Source organism: Saccharibacillus sacchari (genome assembly GCF_037722395.1).
Taxonomy (GTDB): Bacteria; Bacillota; Bacilli; order Paenibacillales; family Paenibacillaceae; genus Saccharibacillus; species Saccharibacillus sacchari_A.
The window spans coordinates 78,463-98,957 of sequence record NZ_JBBKAR010000026.1 but is presented as its reverse complement, the minus strand read 5'-3'; the positions used below and the strand labels follow the sequence as shown (position 1 = coordinate 98,957).

The 20,495-nt window shown below is 51.9% G+C and carries 16 protein-coding genes; 8 read left to right on the top strand and 8 right to left on the bottom strand.

What is annotated here, in order from left to right; translation table 11 throughout:
- Position 1 precedes the first annotated feature (1 nt).
- From WKI47_RS07740 to WKI47_RS07715, 6 genes are all read right to left on the bottom strand, one after another.
- Positions 2–2,860 carry a Na+/H+ antiporter subunit A gene (locus tag WKI47_RS07740; protein ID WP_340226578.1) on the bottom strand — a complete coding sequence of 953 codons (2,859 nt, stop codon included), beginning with the start codon at positions 2,858–2,860 and terminating at the stop codon, positions 2–4.
- A 34-nt stretch (positions 2,861–2,894) separates the two neighbouring features.
- Positions 2,895–3,554 (bottom strand): hypothetical protein, encoded by a 660-nt coding sequence (locus WKI47_RS07735; protein WP_340226577.1) that lies wholly within the window; start codon positions 3,552–3,554, stop codon positions 2,895–2,897.
- 206 nt (positions 3,555–3,760) lie between these two features.
- Complete coding sequence (gene uvrC / locus WKI47_RS07730) at positions 3,761–5,911, bottom strand: excinuclease ABC subunit UvrC (RefSeq protein ID WP_340226576.1); 2,151 nt, start codon at positions 5,909–5,911, stop codon at positions 3,761–3,763.
- A 477-nt stretch (positions 5,912–6,388) separates the two neighbouring features.
- Positions 6,389–6,709 carry a thioredoxin gene (trxA, locus tag WKI47_RS07725; RefSeq protein WP_037291158.1) on the bottom strand — a complete coding sequence of 107 codons (321 nt, stop codon included), beginning with the start codon at positions 6,707–6,709 and terminating at the stop codon, positions 6,389–6,391.
- Positions 6,710–6,930: 221 nt separating this feature from the next.
- Positions 6,931–7,878, bottom strand: a complete 948-nt coding sequence (dnaI, locus tag WKI47_RS07720; RefSeq protein ID WP_340226575.1) for a primosomal protein DnaI — start codon at positions 7,876–7,878, stop codon at positions 6,931–6,933.
- 50 nt (positions 7,879–7,928) lie between these two features.
- Positions 7,929–9,437, bottom strand: a complete 1,509-nt coding sequence (locus WKI47_RS07715; protein ID WP_340226574.1) for a DnaD domain protein — start codon at positions 9,435–9,437, stop codon at positions 7,929–7,931.
- A gap of 410 nt (positions 9,438–9,847) precedes the next feature.
- Here WKI47_RS07715 and hemQ point away from each other — a divergent pair, with 410 nt between their 5' ends.
- The gene (gene hemQ / locus WKI47_RS07710; RefSeq protein WP_340226573.1) at positions 9,848–10,594 is read left to right on the top strand and encodes a hydrogen peroxide-dependent heme synthase; all 747 of its coding nucleotides are present in this window, start codon (positions 9,848–9,850) and stop codon (positions 10,592–10,594) included.
- A gap of 460 nt (positions 10,595–11,054) precedes the next feature.
- On the opposite strand, the gene WKI47_RS07705 is transcribed toward hemQ, so the two are convergent.
- The gene (locus tag WKI47_RS07705) at positions 11,055–12,245 is read right to left on the bottom strand and encodes an NAD(P)/FAD-dependent oxidoreductase (protein ID WP_340226572.1); all 1,191 of its coding nucleotides are present in this window, start codon (positions 12,243–12,245) and stop codon (positions 11,055–11,057) included.
- A 460-nt stretch (positions 12,246–12,705) separates the two neighbouring features.
- On the opposite strand from WKI47_RS07705, the gene WKI47_RS07700 reads away from it, so the two are divergent.
- The 7 genes from WKI47_RS07700 (at position 12,706) to WKI47_RS07670 (ending at position 18,718) form a co-directional block, all read left to right on the top strand.
- Positions 12,706–13,707, top strand: a complete 1,002-nt coding sequence (locus tag WKI47_RS07700; RefSeq protein WP_340226571.1) for an NAD(P)/FAD-dependent oxidoreductase — start codon at positions 12,706–12,708, stop codon at positions 13,705–13,707.
- 382 nt (positions 13,708–14,089) lie between these two features.
- Entirely contained in the window at positions 14,090–14,290 is a 201-nt protein-coding gene (locus tag WKI47_RS07695; RefSeq protein WP_340226570.1) for a hypothetical protein, read from the top strand.
- A 24-nt stretch (positions 14,291–14,314) separates the two neighbouring features.
- The gene (locus WKI47_RS07690; protein ID WP_340226569.1) at positions 14,315–15,007 is read left to right on the top strand and encodes a TraX family protein; all 693 of its coding nucleotides are present in this window, start codon (positions 14,315–14,317) and stop codon (positions 15,005–15,007) included.
- Between the two features lie 99 nt (positions 15,008–15,106).
- A complete protein-coding gene (locus tag WKI47_RS07685; RefSeq protein WP_340226568.1) occupies positions 15,107–15,427 on the top strand; it encodes a hypothetical protein in 321 nt (106 codons plus the stop codon).
- 288 nt (positions 15,428–15,715) lie between these two features.
- Positions 15,716–16,753, top strand: coding sequence for an ABC transporter substrate-binding protein (locus WKI47_RS07680; RefSeq protein WP_340226567.1), 1,038 nt, complete (start codon positions 15,716–15,718; stop codon positions 16,751–16,753).
- Between the two features lie 247 nt (positions 16,754–17,000).
- Positions 17,001–17,924: an ABC transporter permease gene (locus tag WKI47_RS07675; protein WP_340226566.1), complete on the top strand. Its 924-nt coding sequence runs from the start codon at positions 17,001–17,003 to the stop codon at positions 17,922–17,924.
- Positions 17,924–18,718 (top strand): ABC transporter ATP-binding protein, encoded by a 795-nt coding sequence (locus WKI47_RS07670; RefSeq protein WP_340226565.1) that lies wholly within the window; start codon positions 17,924–17,926, stop codon positions 18,716–18,718. The genes WKI47_RS07675 and WKI47_RS07670 overlap by 1 nt, the downstream gene beginning before the upstream one ends.
- Before the next feature lie 794 nt (positions 18,719–19,512).
- On the opposite strand, the gene hprK is transcribed toward WKI47_RS07670, so the two are convergent.
- Positions 19,513–20,433, bottom strand: a complete 921-nt coding sequence (gene hprK, locus WKI47_RS07665; protein ID WP_340226564.1) for an HPr(Ser) kinase/phosphatase — start codon at positions 20,431–20,433, stop codon at positions 19,513–19,515.
- Between the last annotated feature and the right edge of the window lie 62 nt (positions 20,434–20,495).

Sequence of the window (20,495 nt, the reverse complement as noted above, 5' to 3'; positions counted from 1 at the left end):
GTCAGTCTTCCCCCTTTATCGTAAAGATGATGTTCATGACCACACCGACGACAGCCAGGTAGACACCCAGGTCGAACAGAACGGCTGTTGCCAATTCGGTATCCCCCAGAACCGGCAGATCGAAATGTCCGAACGCATGACTAAGGAACGGCGCCCCGAACGCGAACGAACCGACTGCCGTGAGCAGAGCGATGCTCAAACCGATCGCCGTAAGCACCCGATAATTCACGCGAATGATTCGTCGCACCGTATCCATCCCAAATGAGACGGCGAGCAGAATGAGCGCAGCCGCGGTCATCAGCGCTGCGATAAAGCCGCCGCCCGGATGGTTGTGCCCCGCGAAGAACAGATACAACGAGAACGAAATAATGATCAGCACGATCACCCGCGACATCGTGCGCAAAATAACGTCGTTGGCAACCAATGGGAAGCCTGCGCGTTTTTGCTCGGATGGTTTGGCGGCATGCGGTTCGGTCTGCGTCTGAACCCCCAGCTTGATCAATCCATAGATCCCAAGCGAAGCAATGCCCAGCACCATAATTTCGAACAGCGTGTCAAAGCCGCGGAAGTCGACCAGAATGACATTAACGACGTTTTTGCCGCCTGCCGATTCATAACTTTCGTTCAGGAAATAATTCGAGATCGGTTCGAACGGACTGCTACCCATCGAGGCAAATGCGACAAGCGTCACCGTAACGCCGACGCCTGCGGCCACGATCAGGTTCGTCCATTTGAACGTCGGCTTTTCTTTTTCCGTCTTCAGCTTCGGCAGAAACTTAAAGCAGAGCAGGAACAAAATAACGGAAACGGTCTCCACGATCATCTGCGTCAACGCCAGATCCGGCGCTCGGAAGATCAGGAACAGCGCCGTAACCATATATCCGGCTGCACCGGTGAACAGAATCGCGTTGACGCGCGATTTTGCGAACGGCACTGCCGCTGCCGCTGCCAACATGACCACAACCAAGGCCACTTCATAGAATGTAATCGGTGCGTAGTCATCCATACCGAGTACGATATCCGGCGAGAACATCAGCGTTCCTCCGACGGCTACGATCAGAAACAGGAAAATATAGATCAGGTAACGCCGAACGGAACCGGTCATATAGAGATCCGTAATGCGGCGTCCTCCGTCTTCCATTAGCCGTAGGGTACCGTTATACAATCGGTTGAGCGTATCGCGCCCACTCCATTCGCGGTCCAGCAAGCTGAATCGGGTGTAGGTTCGGTAGAGCAAAATACCAAGCAGAACGACTCCGATCGTCATGAACAACTCCGGCGTCCAACCGTGCCAGAAATGAATAGAGACGTGAGTGGATTCGGCACTTGCGCCTCCTCCGCGGATCGCGGCAACGGCCGGATCAATCAGAGACTTGGACAAACCGTTTGGAATCCATGCGAATATAAGTGCCAGGGAGACAAGCAGGATCGGTGAAGCCAACAAGCCCAGCGAAGCTTCATGTGGCTGCTTATCCAGCTTATTGTTTTTAACGTTTCCGCCAAACGTTTTGAATACGAGAATCATACTGTAAACGAAGGTGAACACGCTGGCTACCCAGGCAAGAATCGGCAGCAGCAACATCCAAGAGCCGGCATTTGCCGCATCGAATTCCAGAATGCTCACCATCGCCGTGAAAAACATTTCCTTGCTTAGAAAACCGCTGAACGGAGGCAACCCAGCCATAGAGAATGAGCCGATCAATGCAATGACGAACGTGATCGGCATTAGCTTCATCAATCCACCCAGCTTACGCAGATCCCGCGTCCCCGTCTCGTGGTCGACGATGCCGACAACCATGAAAAGCGAACCTTTAAATACGGCGTGATTGAGAAGATGGAATACAGCCGCCGTGGTAGCAAGACCAAACAACGCCACCTGCTCACTGTCCGTAAAGAAGGAAGCCGCCGAGCCGACGCCGAGCAAACTCATGATCAGACCGAGCTGACTGATTGTAGAGTACGCGAGCAGCGCTTTGAGATCAGTCTGCCGGATCGCTTTGAACGAGCCGTAGAGCAGCGTGATCAATCCGGTCAACGATACAATCCAGAACCACTCCAAACCGCCTGCGAAGATCGGACTTACTCGGGCAACCAGATACAGCCCTGCTTTGACCATCGTTGCCGAGTGCAAGTAGGCGCTGACGGGAGTCGGCGCTTCCATCGCGTCCGGCAGCCAGATGTGGAACGGAAACTGGGCCGATTTGGTGAATGCGCCCAACAGAACGAGAATCATCGCAGGCAGGAACAGCGAATGCTCCGGCAACAGCGACGCTTGGGTTGCAATCTCCCGAATGCTATAGGTACCCGTCATCAGATAGAGCAGGTTGAAACCCGCAAACATGGCAAGCCCGCCAAACACCGTAATCAGCATCGACTTCAAAGCGCCGTAACGCGAACGTTCGCGCCGATACCAGAATGCGATCAGCAGGAAAGACGCAATGCTGGTCAACTCCCAGAAGGCATACAGCACCATCAGGTTATCCGACAGCACAACGCCGAGCATCGCTCCCATAAACATCAGCAGATACACGTAGAAATGACGGATGGAGTCCGTTCTTTTTCCCATATAAAACATGGAATAGCCTACGACAAGCGTCCCGATTCCCGTTATCAATAGAGCAAACAGCAAGCTCCAGCCATCCAGCACGACCGACAGATCGATACCGATCTCAGGCATCCAAGGCACGCTAACGAATTGTGTTTCCCCTTGGCTTATCCGGGAGATTTGGCTGAGAAAATAAACGAACAGGCTAAGCGGCACGGGTAGCACTGTCCAGCCAGGATGTATACGGGGCAGCCAGCGCATCATCGGAATCAACACTGCCCACAAAAAAGGAATTAAAATGGCGATATGCAGCACGTGTTAGCGTCCCTCCTTTCTAAAAAACAAACGGTCATTTTTTGATCCATTCGCCTTGTACAATTTTTAAATATTCAGCCTGGTCATTTTTGACGATTTTGAACAACCCGCTATCGAAGTCCGTATCCAGCTCGCGGAAAAAGATCCCTTCGACGGCTTCTTGCGAAGAGTCTGCCTCCGTCGTCTGTTCCTCTTCGGAACTCAGCATGTAATGTCCGTCTTTGTTCACCAGAAGAGCAGAAAAGCCTTTCTCGTGCGTTTCTTCAAGCATTTCCGGATAGCGCTGCACCGCCACGATATGCAGGTCGGTCGCCCCGATCCGGTCCAGCAAATCATCCACGAAGTCGCCGTGCGTGATCTCATGCCAAAACGAATGGCTGGCGCGCCCGATAATGATCTGCGTGACGCTTGCTTCTCTGGACGCTTCGGCGATGACGTCGGCTGTTTTCTGACCGCCGCCGCATTTGCGTACAAGAAATTCGCCCCCGGATTCTTCCGTCTGCTTACGCCAGGCCGATAGATATAGTTCCTTTTCCGGGCTATACGTCTCCTTACGCGCAGGTTCGACCGTCAACACCCGCAGCGGTGCATCCAACAGCTTGGCCAACCGACTGCCACGCTGAATCAATCGTTGTCCGTGCGGCCCGTAATGTACACAGACCAAAATGCTTTCCTTACGCATCTCCATATTCATATTCAGCCCTCCGCCTTGTTATTTTCTGTCTATTACCCGTATACTTCCTTTAAAAAAGCACAAAAAGAGCCCGCTGTTGGCAGGCTCCTCCGGGCAAAACATATACAATTACGAACCATTATATCGATCCTTTATGCAAAAGTAAAGGTGAGCAAGCAGGTGAATGAATCTTCATCAACAGGTGATGGGTCTCTTCAAGGCTCAGGCTAAGCTTCGTCTTTCAACGCATCGAGAATCTGGCGGGCAAGCTTGTCGCCGATCGACAACGGACGGAAATCTTCGACCGAAGCTTCGCGGATTTTTTTGAGCGATCCGAAATGTTTGAGCAGCGTTTGGCGGCGCTTGTCGCCGATCCCCGGGATCGAATCCAGCTTGGACGTGACCATCGACTTGGCGCGCTGCTCGCGGTGGAAAGAGATCGCGAAGCGGTGCACTTCGTCCTGGATACGTTGCAGCAGATAGAACTCTTCGCTGTCCCGCGCCAATGGCACAACCTCGGGCGGATCTCCGCTCATCAGCTGCGCCGTCCGGTGCTTGGAGTCCTTCACCAGACCGGCGACCGGCACGCTAAGACCCAATTCGTTCTCCAACACGTCGATCGCGACGGAGATTTGGCCTTTGCCGCCGTCGACAAGAACCAAATCGGGCAGCGGCAGATTTTCTTTGAGCACGCGCTCGTAGCGGCGGCGAATGACTTCGCGCATCGTGGCGTAATCGTCCGCGCCTTTGACGGTGCGGACTTTGTATTTGCGATACTCCTGCTTGGCGGGCTTGCCGTCGAGGAAGACGACCATCGCGGATACCGGGTTCGTGCCCTGGATATTCGAGTTATCGAACGCTTCGACGCGGTGCAGGCTGTCGAAGCCGAGCGCGTAGCCGAGACGATCGGCCGCGCCGCTGGTGCGTTCTTCGTTCCGCTCGATCAAGCGGAACTTTTCTTCCAGCGAGACGCGCGCGTTCTCGCTCGCCATCTCGACCATTTTACGCTTGGAGCCGCGCTTGGGCACGAGGGTCTTCACGTTAAGCCACTGTTGGAGCGCTACGGCGCCGTTCAGATCGCCCGAACCGGAGAGGCCGGAAGCAGCAGCGTTTTCCGCGCTTTCACCCGCGACGCCTGGCGCCGTTTCCGCGCCTTCACCCGCGGCGTGATTACTTCCGTCGCCGCTTGCGGCTTCCCCGTAGGCCGCGCCGGACTCCGCGACCAGCGGAAGTTCCGCGGCCGCTTCGCCGTAGCGGTTTTCCTGCTGCGGCTCTTGCTCGCTTTGCGCTTCGTCTTCGCCGTCGTCTCCGTCCGCGTCGGCGGCTTCGTTCGCCGCCATGATATCGGCGCGCGAAGCGGCTTGCTGCGACCGCGTTTCGCCTTCGGCTACGACCGCGACGCCTTCATCGTTCGCCGGCAGCAAGATTTCCTGAGGCAGCGCCGGGTTGTCGCTGTAATACTGCGTGACGTAAGACAGGAAATCGGCATAGGCTTCTCCGTAGAACGGAAAGCTTGACGCGTGGCGTTCGATCATTTTGCCTTGACGGATATAGAGAATCTGCACGCACATCCAGCCTTTATCGACCGAATAGCCGAATACGTCGCGGTCTTTTTTATCCGTGGCGTTGATCTTCTGCTTTTCCATCACCGCTTCGATATTGAGGATCTGGTCGCGCAGTTCTTTGGCCCGCTCAAAATACAGGTCTTCGGCCGCTTCTTCCATTTTCCGGCGCAGTTCTTTCTTGATCTCTTCATGGCTGCCGCCGAGAAAACGTGCGATCTCGTCGCGAATGCCGTCATAATCTTCTTTGCCGATGTCTTTGACGCACGGCGCCAGGCATTGGCCCATATGGTAATACAGACAAACTTCTTTCGGCATCACGCCGCATTTGCGCAGCGGATACATGCGGTCAAGCAGTTTTTTGGTCTGTTGCGCGGCGTAAGCGTTCGGATAAGGCCCGAAATAACGCGCTTTGTCTTTCAACACCCGCCGCGTGACTTCGAGCTTGGGATGCTTTTCGTTCGTGATTTTAATATAAGGGAACGTCTTGTCGTCTTTGAGCAATACGTTATAGCGCGGCTGGTGCAGCTTGATCAGGTTGCACTCCAGAATCAGCGCTTCCATGTTGCTCGACGTGACGATGTATTCGAAGTCGCGGATATCGATCACGAGCCGCTGCGTTTTGCCTTCGTGGCTGCCCGTAAAATAGGAGCGCACGCGGTTTCTCAAAATTTTGGCCTTGCCGACGTAAATGATCGTGCCTTCTCTATTTTTCATCAGGTAACAACCCGGAAGTTCCGGCAGCAGCGCCAGTTTATCCCGAATATGTGCCAATGCTTTTTCTTGTTCCTGAATCGTTTCGAGGTGCGTATTCAATCTGTGTTCGACCTCCCTGTATGCTTGCGGTGTCTGACTTTCTCTGGGTGAATGATTCTCTCAACCTGTCGATGAAGTTACGTTGGAGCGAGAAGCGAGAAGACTGCGAGAGAAATTCGTTCCGGTCGCGTGTTGAAATCGGGAAGCTGATTGAAATTTTATAAGGTTGCTTCCCGATTTCAAAGGCGAACACTATCGTTCCTTCACTGAATTTCTCTCTCCGTCTTCTCGCTTCCAGTCACGTTGGACTTTATCGACATGTTGGAATAACTTTCTTTTATTATACGCCAAAAATGGCTGTATGACACGAAAAGACGAACATGCGCTCTCTCTGCTCGCTCTCTTGGATATGAACGCAAAAGTGAGCAGGAAATGAAAAGAGAAACGAAAACAAAAACCCCCGGCTATTCGCCGAGGGTTCTTCTCGTTCATGTCCGATTGGCTCTGGATGGAGCAATCACGGGCATGACGTTGAAATTATTCGTGTTTCGAAAGTACGCCTTTCAGCGCTTCTTTGGAGTTTACGCCGATCAGTTTGTCGACCGGTTGTCCGTCTTTGAAGAAAATCATAGTCGGGATGCTCATAACGCCGAAACGGGAAGCCGTTTCAGGGTTTTCGTCGACGTTGACTTTCGCGATTTTCACATTTGCGCCAACTTCGCCGTCCAGCTCGTCCAGGATTGGAGCGAGCATTTTACAAGGTCCGCACCATGGTGCCCAGAAGTCAACCAGGACGGTTCCTTCGCCAGCTTCCACTTCGGTTCCGAATGTTTGGTCGGATACATTTACAATAGCCACGAAAAATTCCTCCTTAATATATGCTGCAAAATTTATATATGGCGTACGTTCGTACACCGCAAATCGCATAGTTAAAGATAACTTGCGCTTGTCTACCTGTCAATTATAACACGGATTTTCCGTTCCCGAAACAAATATTTGTATGTTTTTATAAACATCTAACCTTTTGTAAGTGAAGATTTCATGAAGAAACGCTTTGCTCGCTTTTGCGAAGCCCGTTCTTATCCGCGCTTGTTTTCGCCCAATACCTGAATTGTTTCCACGAAAGGCTGGATACGGTTCATCAAACGTTCTCCCTTGTACGCTTCTTCCCCGTCTTTGTTGGTGAAGCTCAGATGCTTGCCGAGATCGGACAACGAGTAATTGGACGTGTAAAAAGTCGGCTTGCGGTTCATGCGATGATTCAGTATGGAGCCCAGCACGTGGTCGCGAACCCAGGGTCCCATATTTTCCGCGCCGATATCGTCGAAAATCAGCAGATCCGTATTTTTCATCAGCTCGATCGTGTCGCGCAGCTTTTCTCCGTCCTGAATCATGGATTTGACGTCCTCCACGAAGTCGGGCATATATACAATCACGCCGGAATGGCCTTCCTTCGCCAGCTCATGCAGCAGATAGCACATCAAGAACGTTTTGCCCGTGCCGAACGGTCCTTGCAGATACAGACCTTTTTTCTGAAGCCCGGAAGCTTTCGCCGCGTCGATATAATCGAACACCTGCATGACCGCCGAAGAACGCACCGGATCTTTACGCATGATCTCGACATCGTCGTAACCTTCCTGCAAAGCACGTTCATCCACGTAAAAGCTGCGGATGCGGCTGCTGATTTGCTTATCCCGTTCGTGGGCAAGCTGCAAGTTGCACGGCGATTTGTAATCCCGGATACGCAACTGGCCGTTCACATCGTCAACGCTCAGTTTCGTATAATGACCTTGAAAATCGTTTGGACAATTCTCTAGCCCTGGGCAGTTATCGCAATGTTTTTTTTCTTTCGCGAATTCATACAAACGACTGAGGTTGCGGGTCAGCTCCTGGTCGGACAGTTCCGGGTAACGCAGCCGCAGTTGGCGCACGTCCGGCTCGTTTAGAATCTTCGTTTTCAAATCTGCGGTTTGCTGACGAATGCGCGAACCGCCCATCTGTTTGAGCACATCGCCGATCGAATCCATTTTCGTTTGACCTCCTTTCTGAAAATCAGTCGATATCGCCAAACCAACTTTTAACTCCGCGGAGTATTTTTACTTGCTTTTCTTTGCTCCGCTAACCGTACATACTCCGCAAACTCTTCGTCGCTCACAGCGGTTTGAACCGGCGTGTTTTGCACGATCGGCAGCTCCGGCTTGCCTCGGACGGCTTTGCTTTGGGCGCGGGCGCGGGAGCTGTTTTGCGGCGCGGCTTGGCGCTTCGGGTTGTTTTGGTCGCGAATGTACCGAACCGCCTTCTCGTACGTGTCGATCTGCCGCAGCAGCATGTTGGAAGCGATCGAGTCGACGAAGTTGCGGCTGATGCGTTGATCGCCGTCTTTGCCGAGCAACGTGACGAGATAATGGATCAGCACGTTGATGACTTCGCCGGGCAATTTGTAGCTCAGATCGATCTTGCTGAACATATCGAGCCACGGACCCGGAACGGTTCCCGGGAAAAAGTTGCGCAGCAGACCGGTATACGGCTCGTTGCGAAGCAGCATATTATATTGGTGAATATCGCATTTCGATTGGAACTGCGCCGGGACTTCCAGGTAATACTCCATTTCCACGGCGTGCTCGACAGGCATATCGTTCGCGGTTTCCGGTTCTTCCGGGCGAATAACGCGGGCTGCGCGAACCTGTCGCTCCTCGGTGCGCTTGGCCGTTTGCCGGAAGGTGAGATTGGCACGGTTCTGGAGGTTGTCCAGCATCAGCTCTCCGTCATTGGAGAAAATGCCTTCCTCGTCCAGCAGCCGCACAATGTCTTCGACGTTCAGATCGAATTTGCGGGCGACATGGTTGATCATGCCCATTTGCTCCCGATTATGCCGCAATCTTTCAACGAACGGTCTGTTGCGAGCGCCGCGAGGGAAATGCAGGATCACGTCGGAATAATCGAACAGCGGGTCTTCGACCGGCATATTTTTACTTTGACGACGGGTAGGAGTGGCTTCGGATAACGCCTGCTCCAGCTCATAATCAATAACATGCGTGTTCAGTTCGAAAATTTCATAAAAAGGCTGCGAAATATTTTCTTTGGCGGCCCGCCCGATTTCCCCCAACTCTTCCGGCTCGCCGCTCCAAAATCGCTCTTGCAGCGCCAATACGGCAAACTTGCCGATTCGGTCCCGCAGTAGCAGCGTCAAATGTTGGGTAGCGAAAAAATCAGACGGCGGCAGCGGTTGCTGAAGCTCGTATTCGTACATATATTGGTCTTGCTCCGGCCGATACAGCCGATGGGTCTGAAGCAGTCCCACCGCTTCCAGCTTCGAGGCGTTCTCGACCATCAACGTCCGTCCCCGGTCGTTCGGCTCGATCCCCAAGGTCAAAAAAAGCCCGCGCTGCGGCTCAGGTACGGAATAACCCGTGCGTTCTCCCGGCAAATGCTGGGCCAATAAGCGGTATAAAGCGATAGCGGACGTCCCGACCATCGGCTGGTAAACCAAGGTCAACATACGCTCGTCCAGATTGCTCAGGCTGAAATCGCGATACGTATAATAACGGTGATGTTCCGTGTAGTGTAACAAGCTCTTCATGCGCATCGGCGGATGTCCCCCTCTTGTCCTTGCAAAATTGCGCGTAAAAATAGATGTGCTCCTCGGAACGCGCCCTTGGCTGTGGACAGGTTCTTTGGAGCCCCTCCATTTTACCACAATTCCATCTGCATGAAAGGGCGGAAAGCACCCAAATTTCGAGGAATACAAAGTAGCCGCTCATTCAGATGCGTTCGGGCTTCGGAATGCTTATTTTCTTACGAACGGCTATTACGGCAAGAGCTGTTTTTATAGAGGGGATTTTTTTGCGGAGTGAATTGCCCTTATCTTCTCAATTGCGATACAATGGAAAATGGGAGTTCCCGGAAGCACGTATTCGGTATCTGTACAAACGGATTTTTGCAGCAGGGTTTGTGAAAATCTCCACCATACAATCTGATTTAGGAGTGATACGATTCATGAATGAAGCTACGCTGACGCTTGAAGGCTGGTATTGCCTGCACGATTTCCGCTCGATTGACTGGACGCTGTGGAAAGCAGCCGACCAGGAAGAACGCGCCGGAGCGATCGAAGATCTCGAAGAGTTCATGAAAGAATTCTCCGAAACGGCCGAAGCCGGAACAGGCAGCACGGCGGTCTATTCGATCGTGGGCCAAAAAGCCGACTTCGTCTTTATGTATCTGCGCGAGACGCTGGAAGATATCAACAGGCTGGAAACGGCATTCAACAAAACCGACTTTGCCAAGTTCACGAAAAAGGAATATTCCTATGTGAGCGTCGTGGAGCTAAGCAACTATCTGAGCAAAGAAGGCGAAGACCCGATGCAAAATCCGCACATCATCGCCCGCCTGAAGCCGGAATTGCCGAAGTCCGCACATATCTGCTTCTACCCGATGAACAAAAAGCGCGATCTGAACGACAACTGGTACATGCTGTCGATGGACGACCGCAAATCCATGATGCGCAGCCACGGCATGATCGGACGCGGCTATGCAGGCAAAGTGAAGCAAATCATTTCCGGCTCGGTCGGCTTTGACGATTGGGAATGGGGCGTTACGCTGTTCTCGGACGATGCTTTGCAGTTCAAAAAGCTGATCTATGAAATGAGATTCGATGAGGTAAGCGCCCGGTACGGGGAGTTTGGGGCGTTTTATGTCGGGAATCTGCTGGATTGGGAAAAGGCTGTGGAGATGTTGAAGGTTTAATAGTGGCAGGCGGGAAAAAGTTTGAAAAAGCGTCTTGGAATAAGGCGGCTGAGAAGTCGCGTTTTTCTGGGCGCTTTTTGCGTACTTGGAGCAAGCACGTGATCTTAAGTTTTTGAGAAGTCCTGCGCGAAAATGTGTGCATATCGTCAAAATTTTTACGGAATGACGCCCTTTTTCGTTTTGAATGCTGACGTTTCGTCAACAAATTTCTTAAAAAAGCTTCAAGATCGGCTTTTTCACGTAAATATGTTGATGTTTCGTCAGCATTTTCGAAAAACCGGCTTAATTTCTTATAAAATGTGTTCAAAACGTCAACTTTCGTGAGCAAGCGATTTTTGAAAAAAGAAAAAGGCTGCCCGCGCGATCCGTTTGCACGGAGCGAAGACAGCCTTTGAATCAAGCTTTTTGAGAACATTTCGTTCGTTTACCCGGCGAAATGTCTATTCGTGCGAATGTCGGCTTACAGGAAGCGACCTTTTTTCAGCACCAGACCCATACCGCCGATGATGAACAGGTAACGAGCATCAACCACTTTTTTCAGTTGAGCGGCTGGCCAGCCTTTGATTTTCTTGCCCGCGACAACGGCTACGGCTTCGCCTTTACCCAGGGAAGCGACGGTGCCTTTGTTGCTGAATACGAATTTCTCGGTTTGTTGACCACGGATCGTCGCGATCAGGTTTTTCGCAACGCGCTCGCCTTGTTGCATCGCGATTTGCGCAGTTGGAGGGTATGGACGGCCTTCAGGTCCGATCATAAGCGAACCGTCGCCGATGATGAATACATTTTCGTGACCTGGCGCTTTGAGGAACTCGTCGACTTTGACGCGTCCGCGCATCGCTTCGAATCCAGCGTCTTCGATCAGATGGTTACCGCGGATACCGCCAGTCCATACGACCGTTTTCGCTTCGATACGTTCGCCTTCGCCAACCGTTACGCCGTTTTCGTCGCAAGCTTTAACCGGTACGCCGATACGGAACGTTACGCCTTTTTTCGTCAGCGTGTCCATTGCGTACGTTACCAGCTCCGGATCGAAGCCCGGCAGCGCGGAAGGAGCCGCTTCGACGTTATACAGACCGACTTTCGAAGGGTCCACGCCGTATTGTTTCGCCATTTCGGGCAAGCGGTTCGCCAATTCGCCGACGAATTCGATACCCGTGAAGCCGGCGCCGCCGACTACGAAGTTCAGGCGAGTTTCGTCGCCGTCTTTTTTGAATTCTTTGAATTGCGTCTCGATATGCTCGCGGATTGCGCGCACGGAGTTAATGCTGCGGATCGAGAAGGCATGTTCTTTCATACCCGGGATGCCGAACGTCTCCGGGTCGCCGCCCAGAGCGATAATCAGGTAGTCGTACGACAATGTGCCGTCTTCCAGCACGACTTGACGCTCTTCCGGCTTGATTGCCGTTACGTTCGATTTCACCAGATCGATCTTGAACTCGTCGATCAGGTTCGAGATTTTCTCGTAAGTCTTCGTTTCCGGTTGCGTGCCAGCTGCTGGCATATGCAGTTCCGTTGTGAAGTAGTGGTAGTCGTGACGGTTAACCAGTGTAACATCGGCTTCGTTGTTTTTGAGTTTCTTTTGCAGGTTTTGAGCTGTGAGGATACCGCCGTAGCCCGCACCCAGAATTACGATTTTGGGAATGCTGTTCATTGTTTTCCTTACCCCTTTTCGATTCAATAGTCATTTTATGGGATAACCTCTAAAAGGTTGGAGCCTCATGTGAAATCTTACACAAAAACGGAGAGAACTCTCCCTATCGGTTACTTATCCCGTCCGCATCTTGACTGCGACTTTTATCACATACATTGTACGCTTTTCCCGCGCATATTACAAAACAAAATTTGAAATTTGGACGCAAAACGGACAAAAAATATTCATAGTTGCCAGAGAGCCAGCAATCCCCTCCCTTTTGCACCAAGTGTCGCGAAACTCATGCGGTACGTGAACCAAAACCGCTAGCCACAAGTATAGGAACAAAGAAAAAAGCCGGGAATTCGCTTTGCAATCCGGTAAAAAACGAGTTTATAATAGATAGGAATTGAGAAACAAAATCATTGCGATACATTCATCGTGATTGATAACGATTGATACCTTCGGAGGTGCTTATCAAGTGACAGAGATCCACAACGGCGAAAACATCGCTGATATTCTGATCATCGGCGGCGGTCCAGCCGGACTATTTGCTGCTTTTTACGGGGGAATGCGTCAAGCATCCGTAAAGCTGATCGAAAGCATGCCTCAGCTTGGCGGACAATTGGCTGCCCTTTATCCCGAAAAATATATCTACGACGTAGCCGGTTTCCCAAAAATAACCGCACAGGAATTGGTTAACCAGCTTGTTGAGCAAATGAATCATTTCGAACAGGAAATCTGCCTCGAAGAAAAAGTAATCGCAGTCGACAAAGAAGACGAGCAACGCTTCAAAGTCACGACTGACAAAGCCGTGCACTATGCCAAGTCCGTGATTATCACGGCAGGCGTAGGCGCGTTTGAACCGCGTCGCCTGACGCTTGAAGGCGCTGCGCGTTTCGAAGGCGTCAACCTGCATTACTTTATTAGCGACCTGAGCAAATTCGCGGGCCGCAAAGTATTATTGAGCGGCGGCGGCGACTCCGCAGTCGACTGGGCACTCATGCTGGAACCTATCGCGGAACAAGTCACGCTGATCCACCGTCGCGACAAGTTCCGTGCCCACGAGCACAGTGTCGAGAACCTGCTGGCCTCCAAAGTGAATGTCGTTACACCGACGGAAATTACGGAACTGGTCGGCGAAGAGCGTATCGAGCGCGTCGTTCTTTCCCATGTGAAAACAGGCGAGACGCAGGAAATCGAAGTCGACGACGTAATCGTTAACTTTGGCTTCGTCTCTTCGCTCGGTCCAATCTCCGAATGGGGCATCGAGATCCAAAGCAATTCGATCGTAGTCGATACGCGTATGGAAACCAACATTCCGGGCATTTTTGCTGCCGGCGATATTACGACTTATCCGGGCAAGCTGAAGCTGATCGCAGTTGGATTCGGCGAAGCGCCGACAGCCGTCAACAACGCTAAAGTCTACTTTGATCCGGAAGCCAAATTATCCCCGGGTCACAGCAGCAGCATGAAACGCTAATCGATCGGCCTGATCGAATCTCGCGATTCAATTCCCGGGATTCAATAAATTATCCACAGAATCGACATAAATTGCCTGTATATAAGCCCGTTATGCACTCCAGCGCGGTAGCGCCCGGTATAACGGGCTTTTTGCTGGGTAGAAAAGATACTCTTATCCCCTGTTTTCTGTGCGCAACTTGTGCATAAAGTGGGTATAACAAGCTTGTAAGCTCGTTATGGCGCTGTGGATATGGGGATAACTTTATACACAGCGTTATCGCTTGTACCGACGAAGGCACAACATGGTATGATGGGAGCGAAACGTGACAAATCTCATTTTTTCTTGATACGCTTTTGGCGGATGATGATCCGTTTCTATTTATGGACAAGGAGGAACCCCCGTGGAAAAATTCGCGAGCGGTTTGTATTTGGTGATTTCAATCGCGGAAGTCGTCATTCTTTTGATGATCGCAACATTTATGGTGATGCTTGGCATTAAATTTTGGAAAGAAAAACGGTTCGGGCCCGTCATTGCTTTTGCTGTTTTTCTGATCGTCTGCCTGACGTTGACCTGGTGGAGTGTGCAGGACAAATTTTTATAGCGGACGAAGGAGCGTGAAGCCGGCATGCAGTTGATTGCCATGATTACGATGCTGATTGACCATCTGGGGTATGTCTTTTTCCCGGGCGAACCCTGGATGCGAATCATCGGACGTATCGCATTCCCGATTTATTGTTATCTGCTGGTAGTTGGCTATCAGCGAACACGCAGCAAGAAGCGCTATGCGCTGCGATTGTTCGGCCTTACTCTTCTGTCGCAAATTCCGTTTATGGCCGCGTTTGTCACCACAGGCGTGAACGTGATCGGCACCTTGTTCGTCTCTCTTTTGATTATCATGGCGATCGATTATTTCAAAGACCAACAAGCCTTGCAGGTATTGGTAGCCCTGATTTTGCTTACCGCTACAGCCTGGCCTTTGGAAGAGCTTCATTTCGATTACGGAACCTATGGCGTATTGTTAGTGCTGATTTATCGCTATTTGCCGAATGCTTGGGCTATGGTCGGCGGGCATCTGGCGCTCAACATGGTATGGATCAGCGCTTTTCATTTAAGTGCGGATATTCAATTTTTCAGCATGATCTCTACCTTTTTCATTGCGGGAATCCATTCGGCTTCGCCGGCTACCCAAACCGAAATTCGCTTGCCCCGTTGGCTTTGGCGCTTTTTCTACCCGGCCCATCTGGCGATTATCGCGGTGATCTCCTGGCAGCTTAACGATATAACCTGGGATCAGTTCGTGCTTTGGCTAACGTACTGATTTCTTTTTCATTGCTTTCTTGTGATTCATTCCTCCGCAGGATGGGTAGTATACCATGTCTTGTCTTTTAAACACATAAGGGATCTGGGGGAGTATCATATGGTGCTCGCACGTACGTTCAAAGGAATCAGCGGCCTGTTTGAGCTTATGCTCGGTCTTCCACTGTTGGGCGGTATGGTAGTCATGGGAAGCGGTTGGGGCATTTCCATGGTCATGTTCGCTTTGCACGCTGTCACCCTCTTGTTGTCGTTGCAGCACCGGCAATCGTTTTACGGATCGGCAGCAGGGATTGTCACTTGTCTGCTCGTATCCGTCCCGGTTGTAGGCATGTTCGGTCATTGGGTAGCGGCCGTCCTGCTGCTTGTCAGCATGGTCGACCGATATGGAGCGGGAATGTCCAGTAGCTTCCGTCGCTTCTGACCAACATGGCCGAAAAAGAGGTTCGTTCTGCTGAAATCGAAGTCGATTTCTGGAACGGACCTCTTTTTATTTAGGAAAAGATGCGATTGTGGATTGACTGTCAGCAAATGCTCAACGTAAGATAGGAGAAAACATTCGCCAGCTTGTTTTTGACCCTTACATGCTTCGTCACTTTCTCGCACGAAAGCTACAATGCGGTTTCGCGGTCGCTTGTTAAACAATTCAGGCTCAGCACGATGTTTCGTATCGCTCATACTTCCGTTTCATAGAGAGAGGGGTTCTAAGATTATGTTGAAAAAGAAATGGCTTCCGCTTGTTCTGACGCTATCGCTCGCCGCTCTGGCCGGTTGCAGCCAAAACAGCTCGTCTACGGGCGCTGAAGGCGGCGACACAGCAAGTAATTCCGATGCCAAAACGTACAAAATCGCGATCTCGCAGATTGTAGAGCATCCGTCTCTTGACGCGACGCGCGAAGGGTTTATCGCTGCTCTCAAAGATGCCGGTATCGTAGAAGGCGAAAACCTGACGCTTGATTACAACAATGCCCAGGGCGACTCCACCAACAACCTGTCGATCGCGCAAAAGCTGGCAAGCGCCAATAACGATCTCGTCTTCGCTATTGCAACGCCTTCGGCTCAAGCGGTTGCCGCGCAAGTCAAAGAAACTCCTGTCGTATTCGCTGCCGTAACCGATCCGGTCAGTGCCAAAATCGTAGCCAGCATGGAGCAGCCGGGCGCCAATGTCACGGGAGCCTCCGATACGAACCCGGAAGCGATCAAACAGTTGGCCGATTTCATCGCCGCAGAGCTTCCAAACGTGAAAACAGTCGGGCTCGTGTTGAACGAAGGCGAACCGAACGCGGTCGTCATGGCGGATCGTGCTGAACAAGAACTCGGCGCACATGGCATCACTTTGGTAAAAGCTGCTGTGACCAACACCTCCGAAGTTCAACAGGCAGCCCAGTCGCTCGTAGGTAAAGTCGACGCTCTGTACATCACGCTCGACAATACCGTAGTGAGCGCCGTCGATACGATCATCAAGATCGCCAACGACAACAAGCTTCCGTTCTTCTCCAGCGATCGCGATACCGTCGAGAAAGGCGCGTTTGCAACCGTTGGCTTCAAATACTATGACCATGGCTATCAAGCAGGCGAAATGGCGGTTCAAATCCTGAAAGACGGTAAAAAACCGGCCGATCTCCCTGTCGCGATGCAAGAAAAACTGGACTTGATCCTGAATCTCAAAGCCGCCGAAGCCCAAGGCATCGAAGTGACGGACGAGATGAAAAGCAAAGTGCAGGACCAAGAAAACAATATCATTCAGTAATTCGGATTGCAGCGGTCTTTTCGCGTGCCTGATCCGTTTCGAACGATCAGAGTCACGATACTGTTCGATACCAACTTCATGTTAGACGAACGCTATACATGAGGCTAAAAGAAACGGGATGAGCGTGTGCTTCATCCCGTTTTGTTTTACTCGCTTATTCGTTAACCCGTTACATTGTCTCGCTCGACGATAGATCCGCGGCGATCCGGACAATGTGCGATCCCTTTTCACACAGGAGGCGTCATCCATGTTCGAAAATTTCGTTAGCTCGCTTCCCGGCGCCGTCTATCTGGGTCTGCTTTACGCCCTGATGGCGCTTGGCGTCTACATCACCTTCCGCATTCTCGACTTCCCCGATCTCACGGTTGACGGGAGCTTCACTACAGGCGCAGCCACGGCGGCCGTCATGATCTCGCATGGCGTGTCGCCGTGGTTGGCATCGCTCACTGCGATCCTCGCCGGTATGCTCGCCGGCGCTTGTACAGGACTGCTGCATACGAAAGGAAAAATCAACGGCCTTTTATCCGGGATTCTCATGATGATCGCGCTCTATTCGATCAATCTGCGTATCCTCGGCATGCCGAATGTCTCGATTATGGGCGAAAATACCGTACTCAGCGCATTCCCGCCGATTCCATTTATGATCGTGGTTGTGCTGATCTTCAAGTTCGCTTTAGATGCTTTTATGAAAACGGATCTGGGATTGTCGCTACGCGCAACCGGCGATAACAAACGCATGATTCGCAGCTTTGGTGCCAACACAGACAACACCACGATTCTCGGCATCAGCTTGTCCAACGGTCTTGTCGCTCTGTCCGGCGCACTGATTGCGCAGCAATCGTCATTCGCGGATGCAACGTCCGGGATCGGCATGATCGTGATCGGCTTGGCCTCCGTCATCATCGGCGAAGCGATATTCGGTGCCAAAACCGTCTTCCGCGCTACCCTGGCCGTGATCCTCGGCTCTATCGTGTACCGCATCGTGATCTCGCTGGCGCTGCAAATCAAAGGCTTCGAGACCTCCGATCTCAAACTGATTACCGCTGTTATCGTCATCATCGCCCTGGTCTTCCCGACGGTGCGCAGCGCGATCAAGCAGCGCGGAGCCGCCAAAAAACGTTCGGCCGAGCTGCTCAAATCACTCGAAACCACTCCGGGAGGTGAACGCTGATGCTGCATGTATCGAACGTCTCCAAGCTGTTCAACTCCGGTACGATCGATGAAAAAATCGCGTTGATCGGTATCGAGCTTCAACTGAATCCCGGCGACTTCGTCACCGTGATCGGCAGTAACGGCGCAGGCAAATCGACGCTAATGAACATGATCTCCGGCGTGATGAAGCCCGATACGGGCGATATTATCATCGGCGACCGCTCCGTCACCGCTCTGCCCGAACACCGCCGCAGCCGCTGGATCGGCCGCGTTTTCCAAGACCCGATGGCCGGAACCGCGCCGCGCATGACCATCGAAGAAAACCTGGCAATGGCTTACTTGCGCGGCAAACGCCGCGGTTTCTCCTTCGGCGTCAGCAGCTCCCGGCGTAAAATCTTCCAAGCCGAACTCAGCCGCCTGGGCATCGGTCTGGAGAACCGCCTCAGCGCCAAAGTCGGGCTTCTATCCGGCGGCGAACGCCAAGCCCTCAGCCTGCTGATGGCGACGTTTACCCGTCCGCAGATCCTGCTGCTCGACGAGCATACCGCCGCTCTCGACCCTTCCCGCGCCGAACTGATCACGTCCCTGACCGACGAGATCGTCCGCGACATGAACCTGACCACCCTGATGGTTACGCACAACATGGAACAAGCCATCCGCCTAGGCAACCGCCTCGTCATGATGGACAAAGGCCGCATCATCCTCGACATCGGCGAAGCCGACAAACAGCACCTCACCGTCGAACGCCTGATGAACGAATTCGAACGCATCAGCGGCAAAAAAATGGCGGATGACCGGACTTTGTTGGGTTAGTTTGGGTCGAGAATCTTTTCGACTATATGTGCATGATAGCTGTATACAAGGACTAGATTGCTTTTTGAGCAACGTACAGCTCCTAATCGATCTATTTTCGCGTCTACATTGAAAAAAAATCAACGTAGACGCGAAAAGTTAAAGAAATTCATCCTTTGCAAGCCTTCTACATTGCTGATTCGACAACGTAGCTCAGCCATAGGAAGATATCGAAAAGGTTACGTTGCTTTGTAGGCAACGTAACCTTCTTCACATCAAGCAAGCAACATCAAACTAATCATAATTAATCCACGTATCCTGTAGCGTGTGCAACATTTCACTCACGAAAAGCACATTTTTCTTCGCCGAATTGTAAGTTCTACAAAACTCAGACTACATGCTTATCCTTTTAAAATCCTATCCCACCCAAAATGCTGTATATTCTACACCTTTGACGTGTCAAATGTCCTTTTTCAGCCTCACAATCCTACATTAAATACAACTTGCTCGGCATAAACTAATCGCTATATACGTAAACACATATCCCTAACCTAAAAAGGCTGCCCTCTTCGCATCATCCGCGAAGGGCAGCCTTTTTAGGGCGCGTTTTAAAACTCAACAATATACATCCTTTACCGCCTCTTCGCCTTTTTCTTTTGCTCTTTTCTCCCCACAAAAATGAGGACGTGCCGCCAGACGAGCGGATTCTGCATGGAAGCGACTTTCGGCTTTCCGAAGGAAAACGAGCATGAGCGCCCAGGCAGAATCCGCTCGTCGCCCCACCAAACTCCGACTCCCCCGCCAAAGCCACGCCCTCATGACCCCGGCATCTCGTCCTCCAACCGACTCATAAACTCCTCCGCCGCACTATATCCCAACTGCTTCAAGTACCAGTTGTTCGCCGCAGCCTCGATCAGTCCCGACGTGTCCCGCCCCGGCTGAAGCTGAATCTCGATATGCGGAATTTTGACACCCAAGTATTCCGTGAACTGATCCGCAACCTCCAGATCGTTGTTGAGCGCTTTGTCCTCCCACGGCGTCAGCTCGATATCCAGCACGATGCGCGTCTCGTCCTGAAAAGCCGTCCGCCCATACTGCCGCACCACGTTGATCAGCCCGATGCTCCGCAACGCCAAAAACTCGCGCGTGATCGTGTTATGCGTGCCCAGCAGCGTAGCCGGACCGAGCTTTTTCAACACGACCACGTCGTCCGCGACGAAACGGTGGCCGCGGCCGATCAGCGTATGCGCCGTTTCGCTTTTCCCGATGCCCGAACGTCCGCGCAGCAGCACCCCGATCCCCGACACGTTGATGCACACGCCGTGAATCGACATTTCCGGCGCCAGTGCTTTTAACAAATAGCCGTCCAGCTTGGTGATAAACTCCGTCGTTTTGTCCGTCGTCCGCAGCAGCGGAATGCCTTCCTGGTCGCAGTACATTTCGAGAAACGGAATCTCTTGCAACCCCGTCGTCACGATAAAGCACGGCGGATGGTATTTGACGATGTTGCCGATATGCAGCCTGCGTTCTTCCACGGTCTGCTGAAGCAGGTATGTAATCTCTTTGCGGCCCAGCACCTGAACCCGATTCATCGGAAAATAATCGAAATAACCCACGAATTCCAGACCCGGCCGATGCGCTTTGGAGCGGTTGATTTCGCGATCCAGTTGATCCGCGCCCGATAGCACCTCCAACTTGAACGCCTTGACAATGCTTTCTACGGAAACCGACTTCATGCGGTACTCCTCCTTAAATCGTAAAATGAAACCCGGTACGCCGGCAAGTTGTTTTCCCAAAC